This is a genomic window from Caballeronia arationis, from assembly GCF_001544975.2.
GTDB lineage: Bacteria > Pseudomonadota > Gammaproteobacteria > Burkholderiales > Burkholderiaceae > Caballeronia > Caballeronia arationis.
On the sequence record NZ_FCOG02000002.1, the window covers coordinates 17,675 to 33,552 of the forward strand.

General features: G+C 66.1%; 10 protein-coding genes and 1 pseudogene. 10 read left to right on the forward strand and 1 reads right to left on the reverse strand.

The genetic code is table 11. The features are described 5' to 3' along the window. Positions 1–95: 95 nt before the first annotated feature. From AWB81_RS01310 to AWB81_RS01350, 9 genes are all read left to right on the forward strand, one after another. On the forward strand, positions 96–902 hold the full coding sequence (locus tag AWB81_RS01310) for a hypothetical protein (RefSeq protein WP_143753708.1): 807 nt from the start codon (positions 96–98) through the stop codon (positions 900–902). Positions 903–1,075: 173 nt separating this feature from the next. Further along, entirely contained in the window at positions 1,076–1,303 is a 228-nt protein-coding gene (locus AWB81_RS01315; RefSeq protein ID WP_062632100.1) for a DUF2964 family protein, read from the forward strand. Positions 1,304–1,566: 263 nt separating this feature from the next. After that, entirely contained in the window at positions 1,567–2,727 is a 1,161-nt protein-coding gene (locus AWB81_RS01320; protein ID WP_062632101.1) for an HPP family protein, read from the forward strand. 88 nt (positions 2,728–2,815) lie between these two features. After that, positions 2,816–3,241: a MarR family winged helix-turn-helix transcriptional regulator gene (locus AWB81_RS01325; protein WP_062632102.1), complete on the forward strand. Its 426-nt coding sequence runs from the start codon at positions 2,816–2,818 to the stop codon at positions 3,239–3,241. 6 nt (positions 3,242–3,247) lie between these two features. Then, positions 3,248–5,017 carry a chloride channel protein gene (locus AWB81_RS01330; protein WP_062632103.1) on the forward strand — a complete coding sequence of 590 codons (1,770 nt, stop codon included), beginning with the start codon at positions 3,248–3,250 and terminating at the stop codon, positions 5,015–5,017. A gap of 267 nt (positions 5,018–5,284) precedes the next feature. Then, positions 5,285–6,535, forward strand: coding sequence for an ROK family transcriptional regulator (locus AWB81_RS01335; RefSeq protein ID WP_062632104.1), 1,251 nt, complete (start codon positions 5,285–5,287; stop codon positions 6,533–6,535). Then, complete coding sequence (locus AWB81_RS01340) at positions 6,522–8,066, forward strand: sugar ABC transporter ATP-binding protein (protein ID WP_087134730.1); 1,545 nt, start codon at positions 6,522–6,524, stop codon at positions 8,064–8,066. Before AWB81_RS01335 ends, AWB81_RS01340 begins: the two co-directional genes overlap by 14 nt. A gap of 57 nt (positions 8,067–8,123) precedes the next feature. After that, positions 8,124–9,158, forward strand: coding sequence for an ABC transporter permease subunit (locus AWB81_RS01345; RefSeq protein ID WP_087134732.1), 1,035 nt, complete (start codon positions 8,124–8,126; stop codon positions 9,156–9,158). Between the two features lie 89 nt (positions 9,159–9,247). Next, positions 9,248–10,198, forward strand: a complete 951-nt coding sequence (locus AWB81_RS01350) for an ABC transporter substrate-binding protein (protein WP_062632105.1) — start codon at positions 9,248–9,250, stop codon at positions 10,196–10,198. A gap of 52 nt (positions 10,199–10,250) precedes the next feature. Here AWB81_RS01350 and AWB81_RS01355 read toward each other — a convergent pair whose 3' ends face one another. Beyond that, a complete protein-coding gene (locus AWB81_RS01355) occupies positions 10,251–10,784 on the reverse strand; it encodes a cupin (protein ID WP_062632106.1) in 534 nt (177 codons plus the stop codon). Positions 10,785–11,068: 284 nt separating this feature from the next. On the opposite strand from AWB81_RS01355, the pseudogene AWB81_RS01360 reads away from it, so the two are divergent. Next, positions 11,069–15,866 (forward strand): annotated as a pseudogene (locus tag AWB81_RS01360) (response regulator). Positions 15,867–15,878 lie beyond the last annotated feature (12 nt).

A 15,878-nucleotide genomic window follows, 5' to 3' on the forward strand; every position in this document is an offset into this window, starting at 1 on the left:
GACTAAACTTTAGATCAATTCGTTTCAAGCCAGGACGCGCGGATGAGCACACGAGCACACTCGGCGGTGAACGGGTCTCAGCGGGAGTTCCCCCCGTGACACGTTCAGCCGCGCTCGCTGCACTGTTTCTTGCCCTCGCCTCGCTAGTGCAGGCCGAGCGCGTCTGGATCGTCGCCGGACCGAGCGACGCGACGGCGTCGGGAATCGCGAGAAAAGCCGAACCGCTCTACCGGTCGGTGCCCGATGGCTTCGTCATCCAGTCTGCGGACTGCGGCGACAAGCAAAACGTCTTCATGTGGGTCGGCGCGACGGCCAACGCCGATAAGCCCGCGCTCGCCGCGCGCCTGCGCATTCGCCAGACGGTCCCCGATGCCTACATGCGCATCTGCGACGTGCGGTCGGGCTCGTTGGTCGCGCTACGCATGAGCGTCGTCGACCGGTCGATCGGATTGTTGCCCGATAGCGCCGCCAACTGGGAAGCAGGCGATCGCCTTTCGCTCCTGCGGCCGCTGCCGGACGGGCGCAGCCTCGTCATCGTCCGCTACTTCGCCAACGACCCGAGCGATCCGTTCGGCGGCAAGCGCGAACGCGTCGTGCTGGTCAACCGCGGCGGCAGGCGAGTCGCGCTGGACAACGACTGCGTCGATCCGTCGGATGCAATCGCGCAACACGGCTATGTCGCCTTCGAATGCGTGAGAGGGCTCGCGTCGAACAACGTGGTCCACGGCGTCGCAGTCTTCGACGATTCGGGCGCGAAGCTCTTCGAAGCAAACCGCTGCCGCGATCCCAAATGGGCGGGTGACCGGGTGCTGGCGTGCGATTCCGAAGACGCGGACGCGGACGGACGGCTGCACCTCCACCGAAAGCGCATCGCCGTGCAGAGCGGCAAGGAGTTGATGTAGCGGGTCGTTGCACAAATCCGCCGCTTTTGTTATCGGTGACGAATCTACGATGAAAACGGCAACGGCTGGGTGCGTCGTTTTGGTTTCCTATAATCGAATCATTGGCGTTCCTGCGGCGGATCGTTCGCGCAGTGCCCGCTCTGGCCACGTTCCACGTTGCGCGGAGGTCTCAAATGAATCTGGAACGCCTCAAACCGGAAGCAACCCCGGAACAGCGGCTCGTCGTCCGCAACAAGTTGCGGGTGCTGCTCGCCGCGATCGGCACGCTCGCCGCGGTCGTCGGCATCGGCATTGCAGTCAATGGATTGCTCGAATTCAACGAGAAGAAGGTGATTGTCGGAGCATGCGTGATCGTGTTCTCGACAGTCATGTATATCGTGATGCTTTCCCGGGCTAGCTAGCGCGTGATCCATCATGTCGTGAGGTATTGGAAAGCAGGTCGCTGACACGGATTCCATTCCCCGTTCGCCCTGTTTTCGCGGTGTCATCTATCGTAAAAACGCGTTGATTGAGGCGTTTTTCTCATCAATCGGTCGCAATCAGGGAAAACGCCAACAGGCATTTCCCTGCCCCTCCCGTCCGTCGTGACCACCTGCTTTTATGTCACAATGCCATATATTTCATACGGTATCGCACCGCCTTTCGTCGACTTCGATAACCCAAGATGCGCCCCGTTCTCGCTCGCTGGATCGCCAGTTTCGTCCCTTCGCCGGTTGCCGTGAAATGGCCCGAGCGCCTGCGCTCAGGCCTAGGCGCGCTCCTCGGCATCGCGTTCACGGGCGGCTCCATGCTTCTGCTGCTCGGCCCCACGGCGAACATTCCGCTTCTCGTCGCGCCGATGGGCGCCTCGGCCGTGCTGCTCTTCGCTGTGCCGGCCAGTCCGCTCGCGCAGCCGTGGTCGATCATCGGCGGGAATCTCGTTTCCGCGACGGTGGGCGTCGCCTGCGCGACCTTGATTGCCGATCCCATCGACGCCGCCGCGCTCGCCATCGCCATCGCGATCTGTGCGATGTTCGCGTTGCGCTGCGTGCATCCGCCCTCGGGCGCGGTCGCGCTCACCGCCGTGCTGGGCGGCCCGTCGATCCACTCGCTCGGCTTTCGCTTCGTGCTGGAACCCATCGCGCTGCAATCATTCGCGTTGCTCACCTCGGCGATCGTGTTCCATGCGCTGACGGGCCATCGCTATCCCCACGCCGCCGGGCAAAGCGCCGCGAAAGCGCAGGCCGCCGGCCACCCGCCCGCGAATCCGGGCTTCACGCGCGCCGATCTCGACGCCGTGCTCGCGCGCCGCGGCGAATTGCTCGATATCGACCCGGCGGACCTCGAATCGGTCGTCAACGAGGCGCAAATGCGGGCGTACGTCCGCACGTTCGACGAACTGACCTGCGCCGACATCATGTCGCATCCCGTCGCGTCCATCTTCGCGACGACGACAACTGCGACTGCCGCGGATTTATTGAGCCGGCGCGCGGTGAAGGCGCTGCCGGTAGTCGATACGACTCAGCGCGTGATCGGCATCGTCACGCGTGCGGACCTGATGCAGTACGGCTCCGGCGGTGCACTCGCGGCCCTGTTCCGCCTGCCGGCGCGATGGCTCGCGAGCGACGAGGCGACCCGCACGGCCGGCGCGCTGATGACCACGGATGTCTGCACGATCGCCGCCGCGACACCCATCACCGAACTCGTGCCAATCTTCGCGAATTTCGGCCATCACCATATTCCGGTGCTCGACGCCCAGGAAAGGCTCGTCGGGATGATTACGCAGGCCGATGTCATTTCGGGCCTCTACCGGCAGACGCAGCAGCAAAGCAGACAGGCAGCCTGAGACGAACGGCGTCGCCGCAGCGCCGCCATCGCGTCCATTCATATCATCTTGTGATATATTTTCCGTTTGCACTCTTCAGGGCATCACGATGAAAGAACTCGTTCGCACTCCGGCCCGCAGCCTGGCGAAAAAGGATTTCGAACAGCTATCCGAGTTTCGCTATCAGATGCGGCGCTTCGAGCGCTTCTCGGAGAACGCCGCGCAGGGCGAGGGCATCACGCCCTTGCAGTATCTGCTGCTCCTGCATATTCGCGGATACCCCGGCCGCGACTGGGCCACCGTCGGAGAACTGGCCGAGCGCCTGCAGGCGCAGCATCACGGCGTGGTCGCGCTGGTGTCGCGGTGCGAGGCGCTCGGGCTAGTCAGACGCCAGGTCAGCGAAACGGATCGCAGGCAGGTGGAAGTGCATCTGGAGAAGCCCGGCGAGAAAGTGCTGGCAAGACTGGCGGAATTGCATCGCGCGGAATTGAAGTCGCTGCAGGGCGCATTCCGCGTGCCGCAGATCGATTACTAGAGCGCCATGACCCTCCATTCCACAAAACGCGACTTCGCCGCCAACGCGCGACTCCCCGGCATTTCGGCGCTCGCTGCGGTGATCGGCGGCGTCAGCACACTGGCCGCGTTCGTGCTGCTCAGCGTCATCCATCTGTTCACGAACCTCTTTTTCTTCGGCAGCTTTTCGTTCGCCGACCGCTCGCCCGCAGGGAACACGCTCGGCCTCTGGGTGCTCGTCGTGCCGGTCGCGGGCGGACTCATCGTCGGACTGATGGCGCGCTACGGATCGGAGAAGATTCGCGGACACGGCATTCCCGAAGCCATCGAGGCCATCCTGTTCGGCAAGAGCCGGATGTCGCCGAAGGTGGCCGTATTGAAGCCGCTGTCGTCCGGCATCGTGATCGGCAGCGGCGGGCCGTTCGGCGCCGAAGGTCCGATCATCATGACGGGCGGCGCGCTCGGCTCGCTGATCGCGCAGTGCGTGAAGCTCACCTCGGCCGAGCGCAAGACGCTGCTCGTCGCGGGCGCCGCCGCCGGCATGACCGCGGTGTTCGGCACGCCGGTCGCGGCGGTGCTGCTGGCCGTCGAACTGCTGCTGTTCGAATGGCGTCCGCGCAGTTTCCTGCCGGTCGCGCTCGCGTGCGCCGTCGCGGGCTTCGCGCGGGTCGCGTTCTTCGGCCAGGGCCCGCTCTTTCCGCTCGTCACCGCGCCGCCGGACGGGCTCTCGCTAGTGTCGTGCGTGATCGCGGGGCTGCTTTCCGGCGCGCTGGCCTCGGGGCTTTCCGCCGCGCTCTACAAAACCGAAGACCTGTTCGCCAAGCTGCCGATCCACTGGATGTGGTGGCCCGCGCTCGGCGGCGTGATCGTCGGCATCGGCGGTTACATCGAGCCGCGCGCACTCGGCGTCGGCTACGACGTGATCGGCGATCTGCTGCACGGGCACGTCGCGCTGCAGATCGCCGTCGCGATCCTGGCCGTAAAGGCCGTGATGTGGGTCGTCGCACTCGGCTCGGGGACGTCGGGCGGCGTTCTCGCGCCGCTCCTGATGCTCGGCGCCGGGCTCGGCACGGTGCTCGCGCCGGTCCTGCCGGGCGGCGAACCGGCGCTCTGGCCGCTCGTCTGCATGGCCGCGACGCTCGGCGCCACGCTCGGCGCGCCGCTCACCGCGATCGTCTTCGCGTTCGGCCTCACGCACGACGTCAACGCGCTGCTGCCGCTGCTCGCCGCGACGCTCGTCGCGCACGGATTCGCGACGGTCGTCATGAAGCGCTCGATCATGACGGAAAAGATCGCGCGGCGCGGCTATCACATTTATCGCGAATACGGGGTCGATCCGCTCGAGCGGCACCACGTGGACGAGGTGATGTCGCACGCGGTCAAGACGATCGACGCCGGGCTTACGGTCCGCGACGCGCTTGCGACGTTCTTCGACGCGGCGCAAGCGCATCGCGCCTATCCGGCGGTGCGCGATGGCGCGGTGCTGGGCATGGTCGAGCGGGGAATGCTCGACGGCGATCCCGATTCCACCGTCGCCGATGCGCTGCGAGGTCGTTCGCCAGTCGTCGCGCTGCCGCACGAGACCTGCCGCCTCGTTGCGACGCGGCTCGCCGTCCACGGGCTGGAGCGGCTGCCGGTCGTCGCGGACACCGAGTCGCGGCGTCTGGTCGGCATTGTGGCGCGCAGCGATCTCGTGAAGCCGTCGCTCGCCCACTTCGACGAGGAACACAAGCGCGAGCGCTTCCGCCGCATCGCCGTTCCGGCGCTCGCTCGCCGCAGGCGCCTCCCGCGCGGCTGACCGCAGAGGCGCCACGCCCTTTTCCGCGCCTGCGGCGCATGATGCGCCGCAAGACAAGCTCTCCGTGCTATTTGTCCGCGACGCGACTACCCTCTTGTCAGCCGCGCGCGGCATTCAACGCACGAATAGGCAATTTGTCCGCGATTAACTTCCGTGCCCGCCCCGCGTGGGGATTTCCCTGCTTTACGCGCGGTCGTCCGTGGTATTAAATAAATCAACTTGATTTAATTAATCAGAAAGCCAACGGTCCAGACCCGGAGGAGACGCGTGAGAAGCCCCCATATCGGCCAGGGCAGCAACTCGGCCAACGTGCGCCGCTACAACGAGCGCCTGCTGCTGCAGGCGCTGCGTCGCACCGAGCCCGCCTCGAAAGCCGACCTCGCGCGCCACGCGAACCTGACCAGCACGGCAGTCGGCAGCATCATCGAGTCGCTGAACAAGGCCGGCCTGATCGAATTCTCGGGACGGCGTCTCGACGGCCAGCGCGGCCAGCCCGCCTCGCTGATCAAGCTGGACCCGCGCGGTGCGTTCGGCATCGGCGTGCGGCTCAACCGCACGAGTCTCGAAACTGTGCTCGTCAATTTCACCGGTGCGGTGCTGGCGCGCGCTTCCTACGACATGGTGCTGCCGCACCCGAACGAAGTCCTCGCGATCCTCCAGCGCGACATCGAAACATTGCTCCAGCACCTGAGCCCGGGCGAACGCGAGCGGCTCGCGGGCGTCGGCCTCGCGCAACCCTTCAATCTCGGCAGCTGGCTGCGGGAACTCGGCCTGCCCACGGATACCTTCCGCGCCTGGGACGAAATCAACTTCCCGGCCGAACTCGGCCGCGCGCTGGGGCTGCCGGTGTTCAACGAGAACGACGGCAACTCGGCCGCCATCGCCGAACTGTTCTACGGCTACGGCCGCCATTGCGACGACTTCATCTATCTGTTCCTCGGCTCGGCGATCGGCGCAGGCATCGCGGTCGACGGCGACTGTCTGCGCGGCGTGTCCGGCAATGCGGGAGACATCGGCGTGATGCCCGTCGCGCCGAGCCGCCTGCCGTCGGCGCCGCAGCCGTCGAAGCAATGGGACATTTTGATCTCGCGCGCGTCGCTGAACGCGCTCGCACGGCACTTGCGCTTTCGCGGCGAGCCGGTCGAAACGCGTGCCGATCTCGAAGCGTGCATCGCGCGTCGCGTGCCTGCGGTCGACGAGTGGATCGACGATTGCGTCGACGCCCTCGCCCCGGCGCTGCGCTCGATGCTCTGTGTTCTCGACGTGCCGGTGGTCGTGCTCGACGCCGACGTGGACGCGGGCCTGCTAGACACGCTGATCGAACGTCTGCGCGGCACGATGGCGGCCAACGCGCCCGAATCGCGCGGCCTGCCGGTGCTCGCACGCGGCTCGTTCGGCCGCGATGCGGGCGCGATCGGCGCGGCGACGCTGCCGATGTTCTTCAACTTTTCTCCGCGCGCGGGGATTCTCAAGGGCGCCGGCGCCCATACGAACGAGGTGAGTCATGTCCAGTCCTGAGTCGAGGCCCGTGCTGCTCGAAATGCGCGGCATCAGCAAGACGTTCCCGGGGGTCCGCGCGCTCGACAACGTGCGTCTCACGGTGCACCCCGGCGAAGTGCATTCGCTGATGGGCGAAAACGGCGCCGGCAAATCGACGCTGATGAAGATCCTGTCGGGCGCCTATCAGGCCGACCCGGGCGGGCAGATTCTGATCGAAGGCAAGACGGTCGTGATCGACGGGCCGCTCGCCGCGAAAGACCTCGGCATCGCGGTGATCTATCAGGAACTGAGCCTCGCGCCGAATCTGTCCGTGGCGGAAAACATCCACGCAGGACGCGAACTGCGGAGCGGCTTCGGCCTCGTCGACCGGCCCGCGATGGAGCGCGGCTGCGAGGAAGTGCTCAAGCGCCTCGGCGCCTCGTTCAAGCCGCATACGCTCGTCGGCGACCTGTCGATCGCGGAGCAGCAGCTCGTCGAGATTGCCCGGGCGGTGCATGCGCAGGCGCGCATCCTCGTGATGGACGAACCGACCACGCCGCTCTCGTCGCGCGAAACCGACCGCCTCTTCGAGCTGATCCGCCAGTTGCGCAAGGAAGGCCTCGCGATCATCTACATCAGTCACCGGATGGCGGAGATCTATGAACTGTCCGACCGCGTGTCGGTGCTGCGCGACGGTGGCTACGTCGGCACGCTGGAGCGTGCGGACCTGTCGGCGGAAAGCCTCGTGAAGATGATGGTCGGACGCGACATCTCCGGCTTCTACAAGAAGGAACACGCGCCCTACGATCCGGGCAAGGTCGTGTTGCAGGTGCGCGACGTCGCCGATGCGGGCCGCGTACGCGGCTGCAGCCTCGACCTGCATTCGGGCGAAGTGCTCGGCATCGCCGGACTGGTCGGCGCCGGGCGCACCGAACTCGCGCGGCTCATCTACGGCGCGGAGCCGCGCACGCGCGGCGAGATCACCGTCGACGGCAAGAAGCTCAACCCGCGCACGCCGCGCGACTCGATCGAAGCCGGCCTCGTCTATCTCACCGAAGACCGCAAGGGCCAGGGACTCTTTCTCGACATGAGCGTGCGCGACAACATCAACGTGTCGGTCGCAGGACGCGACGCGCGCATGGGCGTGCTCGATCTCGCACGAGGCGCGACGCGTGCACGCGACGCGATTTCCTCGCTGACGATCCGCGTGCCTAGCCCGAAGGTCAACGCGGGCGCGCTCTCGGGCGGCAACCAGCAGAAGGTGCTGCTCTCGCGGCTGCTCGAAACCAAGCCGCGCGTGCTGATCCTCGACGAACCGACGCGCGGCGTCGACATTGGCGCGAAGTCGGAGATCTACCGAATCATCAACGAGCTGGCGAAGACCGGCGTCGGCATCATCATCATTTCGAGCGAACTGCCCGAAGTGATCGGCACCGCGGACCGCGTGCTCGTCATGCGCGAAGGTGAACTGGCCGGCGAACTCGGCGGCTACACCGGCAAACCGATCTCGCAGGAAGCGATCATCGAGCTCGCCACCGGGTCACGCCCGGCGCTCGGCGAGGCGGCCTGATTCAGATATCGCAAGACACACACACAGCAGCTCACAGAGACATATCCGGAGGACGACATGAGCAAGACCATCAAGCATGAGAGCGACGCACCCGGCATCGTGAAGGGACAGAGCCCGGCCCAGCGGCAATCCCGCATCGAGCACAAGGAGCGCATGCAGACACTGATGCGCACGGCCGGCATGCTGCCAGTGCTGATCCTGCTGTGCATCGCGTTCGGCGTCGTGACCGATGGCTTCTTCAGCCTGCAGAACGTGTCGATCGTCGCGCAGCAGGCCGCGATCAACGTCGTGCTCGCGGCCGGCATGACCTTCGTGATCCTGACGGGCGGCATCGACTTGTCCGTCGGCTCGGTGCTGGCGGCGTCCGCGGTGACCGCGCTCATCGCGTCGAACATTCCGGGCTGGGGCTTGCTCGGCATTCCGGCGGCGCTCGGTGTGGGTCTCGTGTTCGGCCTCATCAATGGCGCGCTGATCGCGCTCTTGCGGCTGCCGCCGTTCATCGTCACGCTCGGATCGCTGACTGCGGTCCGCGGCATCGCGCGTCTCATCGGCCACGATACGACCATCTTCAACCCGCAACTCTCGTTCGCGTTCATCGGCAACGACACGGTGCTGGGCGTGCCCTGGCTCGTGATCATCGCGATCGCCGTGGTGATCGTGTCGTGGTTCATCCTGCGACGCACGGTGCTCGGCCTGCGCATCTACTCGGTCGGCGGCAATCCGGAAGCAGCGCGCCTCTCGGGCATCAAGGTGTGGGGCATCCAGATGTTCGTCTATGCGGCATCGGGCGTGCTTGCCGGACTGGGCGCGGTGATGTCGGCGGCGCGGCTCTATGCGGCGAACGGCCTGCAGCTCGGCCAGTCGTACGAACTCGATGCGATCGCCGCGGTCATTCTCGGCGGCACGAGCTTCGTGGGCGGTGTCGGTTCGATCGTCGGCACGCTGGTCGGCGCGCTGATCATCGCGGTGCTGACCAACGGCCTCGTGCTGCTCGGCGTGTCGGACATCTGGCAATACATCATCAAGGGCCTCGTGATCATCGGCGCGGTGGCACTCGACCGCTATCGCCAGCGCGGCTCGGCACGCACGTAATCCAATCGTTTTCTCTGCACGACGGCGTGCGGGAACATGCAGGTCCGCTTGTTCCCGCCAACACCAATGGACCACCTGGAGACATAAAAATGTTCAAGCAAAAAGTCGCATATGCGAGCATCGCGCTGGCCCTCTCGTGCGGCCTCGCCGTTCCCGCGGCGCAGGCGGCCGACAAGGAACTGAAGTCGGTCGGCATCACGGTCGGCTCGCTCGGCAATCCGTACTTCGTGACCATCTCGAAGGGCGCGGAAGCGAAGGCTAAGCAGATCAATCCAAACGTGAAGGTGCAGGCGGTGTCGGCGGACTACGACATGAACAAGCAGTTCACGCAGATCGACAACTTCATCTCTGCGCACGTCGACATCATCCTGCTGAACGCCGCCGACCCGAAGGCGATTGAGCCGGCGGTGAAGAAAGCGCGTGCGGCGGGCATCGTCGTGGTGGCCGTCGACGTGGCCGCAGCCGGCGCCGATGCGACCGTACAAACCAACAACGTGCAGGCCGGGCAGCTGGCGTGCGACTTCCTGTCGAAGAAGATCAACGGCAAGGGCAATGTGATCATCGAAAACGGCCCGCAGGTATCCGCCGTGATCGACCGCGTGAAGGGCTGCAAGGAAGTGCTCGCGAAGTCGCCGGGGATCAAGATCCTCTCCGACGACCAGGACGCGAAAGGCTCGCGCGAAGGCGGCATGAACGCGATGCAGGGCTATCTCACACGCTTCCCGAAAATCGACGGCCTGTTCGCGATCAACGATCCGCAGGCGGTGGGCAGCGATCTGGCGGCCAAGCAACTGCATCGCAAGGATATGGTGATCACGTCGGTGGACGGCGCGCCCGACATCGAAACGGCGCTCAAGAGCGACACGCTGATTCAGGCGTCGGCGAGCCAGGACCCGTGGAAGATGGCGCAGACAGCCGTGGAAGTGGGCTACCAGATCATGAACGGCAAGAAGCCGGCCGATCCGATGATCCAAATGCCGTCGACGCTTATCACGCGCGAGAATATCGGAAGTTATAAGGGATGGTCGGCGCCGCGGTAGGCGATTCGTCCAGCCTCCGGCAAAGCGCTCGCCATATCGGCGAGCGCTTTTTTTACCCCCAAAGCCGCGTCACTTCCCCCTCTGCCCCACCCACCGGATCGCTCTTCGGAAGCGGCAGCGCTTCCATTCTGCGAAGTTCGCTGTCGTCGAGCGCATCGCGTCGGATGTCCCACTGTTGTCCAGGCGGATAGGCGCCCACTACCTGAAAGCGGCCTTCGCTCGCGAGCAGGCAGTGGCCGGTCCCGGCGGGTAACACGAGCGCATCGCCCGCCTGTACGCCGATGATCCGCCCGCCCGGCCCGCCGACGATGAGTTGCGCACGCCCGGTAGCGATTCCGAGCGCCTCGTGCGCGGTCGAATGATAGTGGTGATAGTCGAAAACGCTGTCGCGCCACTGCGGAGGCCAGCCGTTGCGGGCGAACAACGCCTCGAAGCGCTCGGCGCCGTCGGGTTTGCCGCCGTCGATGACGCCGCGGTAAAGCAGCACCGGCAAACGCCGGTTGTTCGGCACCCAGCCGTTCCGGTCGAGTATGAAAGGTTCACAACGCGAATCGAGCGCATGCAGGTGTTCCGTTTCGTAAGTCATCGGGTTTCTCCTGAAGCCTTCCGACAATCACGCAAAGCACGTTCCCGTTGCGCACCTGAATGGGGCGCTCAGCCAGCGCTCCACGGCTCATTCCGACAAAACCTTGACACGGCGATTTGGGCCGATCCGAATGATCGGCCCGTCACACGCTCCATTTGCTCCGTGCGAGAATTCCGAAGTTCGGCCGTCACGGGCCGGCCGCGTTCGGGGCAGCGCGGCCGTTACGTTCGAGCGAGTGGTCCGGGACGGCAGCAGCGCCAAGCGTGTCGAGGAGAAACGCGTTAATGAAACCAGATAACCTGATGGGGGACGCGGGATCCGCCGGCGTCACCGCGAGCTTTCTCGCGGGCGGCGGCGAGATGGGCGCGCTGATGCGCGCGCACGACTGGAACGCGACGCCGCTCGGCAGCCCCGAGACTTGGCCGCAAAGCCTGAAGACGGCCATCCGCATCATGCTGACCTCGCGCCAGCCGATCTGGATCGGCTGGGGCCGCGAACTCATCTTCTTCTATAACGACCCTTACAAGTCGATCATCGGCGGCAAGCACCCGGTTGCGCTCGGCCAGCCGACCGAAGTCGTCTGGCGCGAGATCTGGCCCGACATCGCGCCACTGCTCGCGACGGCGCTGACGGGTGTCGAAGGCACGTTCGTCGAACAGAAGCTCCTCATCATGGAGCGCAACGGCTTTCCCGAAGAGACGTACTACACGTTCTCCTACAGCCCGATTCCCGACGACGACGGCAGCATCGGCGGCATCATCTGCGCGAACAGCGACGACACGGCGCGCGTCCTCGGCGAACGGCAGCTGATGCTGCTGCGCGAACTCGCCGCATCGACGCCCGACGCGCACACGTGGCGCGAGGCGTGCTCGCTCGCCACCCGCGCGCTCGCGACCAATGCGCACGACCTGCCCTTTGCGCTGCTCTACACCGCCGAACCGGGCGAAGCGCAGGTCTCGCTCGTCTGCGCCTGCGGCATCGGCACGGACCATCCTGCGGCGCCCGCGACGATGCAGGCGAGCGCCGCGTCGCCCTGGCCGTTCGACGAAGCGTTGAGCACCCAGGCCCCGGTGCTCGTCGACGATCTCGCGGCAAAGTTCGGCCCCGCTCTTCCGACCGGCGCCTGGACCATCCCGCCGCGCCAGGCTCTCGTGCTGCCGATCCTTGCCGCCGGCGAGACGGGTCGCGCGGGCGTGCTGATCGCCGCGCTCAACCCGTGCCGCCTCTTCGACGACGGCTACCGCGCATTCATGAACCTCGTCGCCGGCCAGATCGGCGCGGCGATCGGCTATGCGCACGCGTACGAGGAAGAGCGGCGCCGCGCCGAAGCGCTCTCGGAAATGGACCGCGCGAAGACCGCGTTCTTTTCCAACATCAGCCACGAATTCCGTACGCCGCTCACGCTGATGCTCGGTCCGCTCGAAGAACTGCTCGCGAAGCCGGAGGTGCCCGGCGACACGGATCGCGAACTGGTCGAGCTTACGCATCGCAACGGCTTGCGGCTGCTGAAGCTCGTCAACGCGCTGCTCGACTTCTCGCGCATCGAAGCGGGCCGCATGCAGATCAACAAGCAGCCTACCGACATCGGCGCGTTCACCGCCGATCTCGCGTCGCTCTTTCGTTCGGCGATCGAGTCGGCGGGCATGCAGCTCGTGATCGATCTCGATGACGAAGGCGGCCGCCCCATCGTCGACCTGGATCGCGAGATGTGGGAAAAGGTCGTGATGAACCTGCTCTCGAACGCGTACAAGTTCACGTTCGCTGGCGCGATCACGGTCGCCATGAGGAAGACAGCCGAAGGCGGCGTCGAAGTGAGCGTGACGGATACGGGCATCGGCGTCGCGGAGGACGAACTGCCGCGACTCTTCGAGCGCTTTCACCGCGTCGCAGGCGCGAAAGGGCGCTCGGTCGAAGGCAGCGGCATCGGGCTCGCGATGGTGCAGGAGCTGGTGCGGCTGCATGGCGGCACGATCGGCGTCGAGAGCCGGCCCGGCGGCGGGTCGCGCTTCTCCGTCACGCTGCCGCAGGGCGCGGCTCGGGCCGCCCGCGCGGTGGAACCCGGAAGCCGCCGAAAGTTTCGCAGAGGACGCCGTCGCGGCCGCGCAAGCCGACGAGGCGGCGCCCGCGCGGGTGCTGGTCGTCGACGACAACGCCGACCTGCGCGATTACATGAAGCGCATTCTGAGCGCGGCGGGTCATCGGGTCGAAGTCGCCGTCGATGGGCAGGCGGCGCTTGATGCCGCGCGCGCGACGCAGCCGGAAATCATCGTGTCGGACGTGATGATGCCGCGCCTCGACGGATTCGGCCTCTTGCGCGAACTGCGCGCGGACGCGCAGCTGCGCGACACGCCGGTTCTGCTGCTGTCGGCGCGGGCGGGCGAGGAAGCGCGCGTGGGCGGCCTCGAATCCGGCGCCGACGACTATCTGACGAAACCCTTCTCCGCGCGCGAACTGCTCGCGCGCGTCGCGAGCAATCTGCAACTGGCGCGGCTGCGACGCGAAACGGAGCAAAAGCTGCGCGAGGAGTCGCGCACGCTCGAAGTGCTGAATCGCGTGGGTCAGGCAGTGGCCGCCGAACTCGATCTGAGCCGCGCCGTGCAGATCGTCACCGATGCCGCGACCGAGCTGACCGGCGCCGCGTTCGGTTCGTTCTTCTACAACGTGCTCGACGAAGCAGGCGGCAGCTACATGCTGTACACGCTCTCGGGCGTGCCGAAGGACGCCTTCTCGAAGTTTCCGATGCCGCGCAACACGGCCGTCTTCGCGCCGACGTTCGAAGGCGCCGGCATCGTACGCTCCGACGACATCACGAAAGACCCGCGCTACGGCCACAACGCGCCGCATCGCGGCATGCCGCACGGGCATCTCGCGGTGCGCAGCTATCTCGCCGCACCGGTCATCTCGCGCAACGGCGAAGTGCTGGGCGGCCTCTTCTTCGGCCATCCGCAGCCCGGAATATTCACCGAGCGCGCGGAACGGATCATCGTCGGGATAGCCGCGCAGGCCGCAATCGCGATCGACAATGCGCGTCTCTATCAGGCCGCGCAAAGCGAGATCGCCGAACGCGCGAAGACGCAGGACGCGCTGCGCGATCTGAACGAGACGCTCGAGCGCCGCGTGATCGAAGCCGTCGCGGATCGCGACCGCCTCTGGGAACTGAGCGAGGATCTGCTCGTCGTCTCAGGCCTCGACGGCAGGCTGCAACGCGTGAGCCCGTCCTGGTCACGTTTGCTCGGACACAACCCGTCGTGGCTGCTCACGCGCTCCTATCTCGATCTCGTGCATCCCGACGATATCCCCGCGGTACGCGAGCATCTCGAACGGCTGCGCGCGAACGGCTCACCGGTGCGCCACGAAAGCCGCCTGCGCCGCATCGATCATTCGTGGCGCTGGGTCGCGTGGACGCTGTCGATCGATCCTTCCACGGAGCGCATCCACGGCGTCGGACGCGATGTCACGTCCGATCGCGAAACCACCGAAGCGCTGCGTCACGCCGAAGAGGCGCTGCGCATGGCGCAGAAGATGGAAGCGATCGGCAAGCTCACGGGCGGCGTCGCGCACGATTTCAACAATCTGCTGCAGGTGATCGGCGGGAACCTGCAACTGCTCGCGAAGGACGTCGCGGGATCGGACAAGCCCGAGCAGCGCGTGCGCAACGCGCTCGCGGGCGTGGCGCGCGGCGCGAATCTCGCGTCGCAACTGCTCGCGTTCGGCAGGCGCCAGCCGCTCGCGCCGAAGGTCGTGAATCTCGGGCGCTTCGTGCGCGGCCTCGACGACATGTTCCGCCGCGCGCTCGGCGACGGCATCGAAATCGAGACGATCGTCTCGGGCGGCCTGTGGAATACGCTCGTCGATCCGTTCCAGGTCGAGAACGCGCTGCTCAATCTCGCGATCAATGCCCGCGACGCGATGAGCGGCCACGGGCGTCTGACGATCGAGGCAGGCAACGCCGCGCTCGACGACGCCTACGCGACACGCAACGCCGACGTGATCCCCGGCCAGTATGTGATGGTGGCCGTCACGGATACGGGCTCGGGCATGTCGCCGGAAGTGCGCGAGCGCGTGTTCGAGCCGTTCTTCACGACCAAGCCCGAGGGCCAGGGCACCGGCCTCGGGCTCTCGATGGTGTACGGCTTCGTGAAGCAGTCGGGCGGGCACGTGAAGGTCTACAGCGAGCCCGGTCACGGCACGACGATCCGCATCTACCTGCCGCGCGTGCGCCAGGAGGAAGACCTGGAGACGAATGTCGACGCCGGCCCCGCGAAGGGAGGCACGGAAACGATCCTCGTCGTGGAGGACGACGAGGAAGTGCGTACGACCGTCGTCGAATTGCTGTCGGACCTCGGCTACCGCGTGCTGCGGGCGAAAGATGCGCAGAGCGCGCTTGCAATCGTCGAAAGCGGCGTGCCGATCGATCTGCTGTTCACCGATGTCGTGATGCCCGGGCCGCTGCGCAGCACCGAACTCGCGCGCAAGACGCGCGAGCGGCTGCCGACGGTCGCCGTGCTGTTTACGTCGGGCTATACGGACAACGCCATCGTGCATTCAGGGCGGCTCGACGAGGGTATCGAGTTGCTCAGCAAGCCCTATACGCATGAAGCGCTCGCGCGCAAGGTGCGGCACGTGCTGACGATTACGGATCAGCGACTGGCGGCGGCGTCGCCCGGGGCGGACGCGGAAGGGCAAGGAGGCGCACTTGGCGTGCCCGAAAGCCTGCGTGGGCTGCGCATCCTGCTCGTCGAGGACGACGACCTCGTGCGCGCGAGCACCGCCGAGTTGCTCGCGACCTTCGGGCTGAACATCGTCGAGGCCAACTCGGAGACCGAAGCAATGCGCATTCTGGGTAGTCAGGCCATCGACGTGATGCTGACCGACATCGGGCTCGGCAGCGCCTCGGGAATCGATCTCGCAATCGCGGCACGCCAGCTCGATTCGACGCTCGGCGTGATCTTCCTCAGCGGTCGGGATCTGGCGTTGGCGCCCGGACAGCGGCAGGCGCTCGAAGGCGCGCAGCAGTTGCGCAAGCCGTATGACCCGCGCGATCTGATCGAAGCGCTGAAGGCCTGCGTGCGAGCAGGCTGATTGCCGGTTGAT

Coding starts and splice junctions, on each gene's coding strand:
- AWB81_RS01315 (WP_062632100.1), top strand. CDS start 1,076: ATGAATCTGGAACGCCTCAAACCGGAAGCAACCCCGGAACAGCGGCTC.
- AWB81_RS01345 (WP_087134732.1), top strand. CDS start 8,124: ATGAGCAAGACCATCAAGCATGAGAGCGACGCACCCGGCATCGTGAAG.
- AWB81_RS01320 (WP_062632101.1), top strand. CDS start 1,567: ATGCGCCCCGTTCTCGCTCGCTGGATCGCCAGTTTCGTCCCTTCGCCG.
- AWB81_RS01350 (WP_062632105.1), top strand. CDS start 9,248: ATGTTCAAGCAAAAAGTCGCATATGCGAGCATCGCGCTGGCCCTCTCG.
- AWB81_RS01340 (WP_087134730.1), top strand. CDS start 6,522: ATGTCCAGTCCTGAGTCGAGGCCCGTGCTGCTCGAAATGCGCGGCATC.
- AWB81_RS01355 (WP_062632106.1), bottom strand. CDS start 10,784: ATGACTTACGAAACGGAACACCTGCATGCGCTCGATTCGCGTTGTGAA.
- AWB81_RS01330 (WP_062632103.1), top strand. CDS start 3,248: ATGACCCTCCATTCCACAAAACGCGACTTCGCCGCCAACGCGCGACTC.
- AWB81_RS01325 (WP_062632102.1), top strand. CDS start 2,816: ATGAAAGAACTCGTTCGCACTCCGGCCCGCAGCCTGGCGAAAAAGGAT.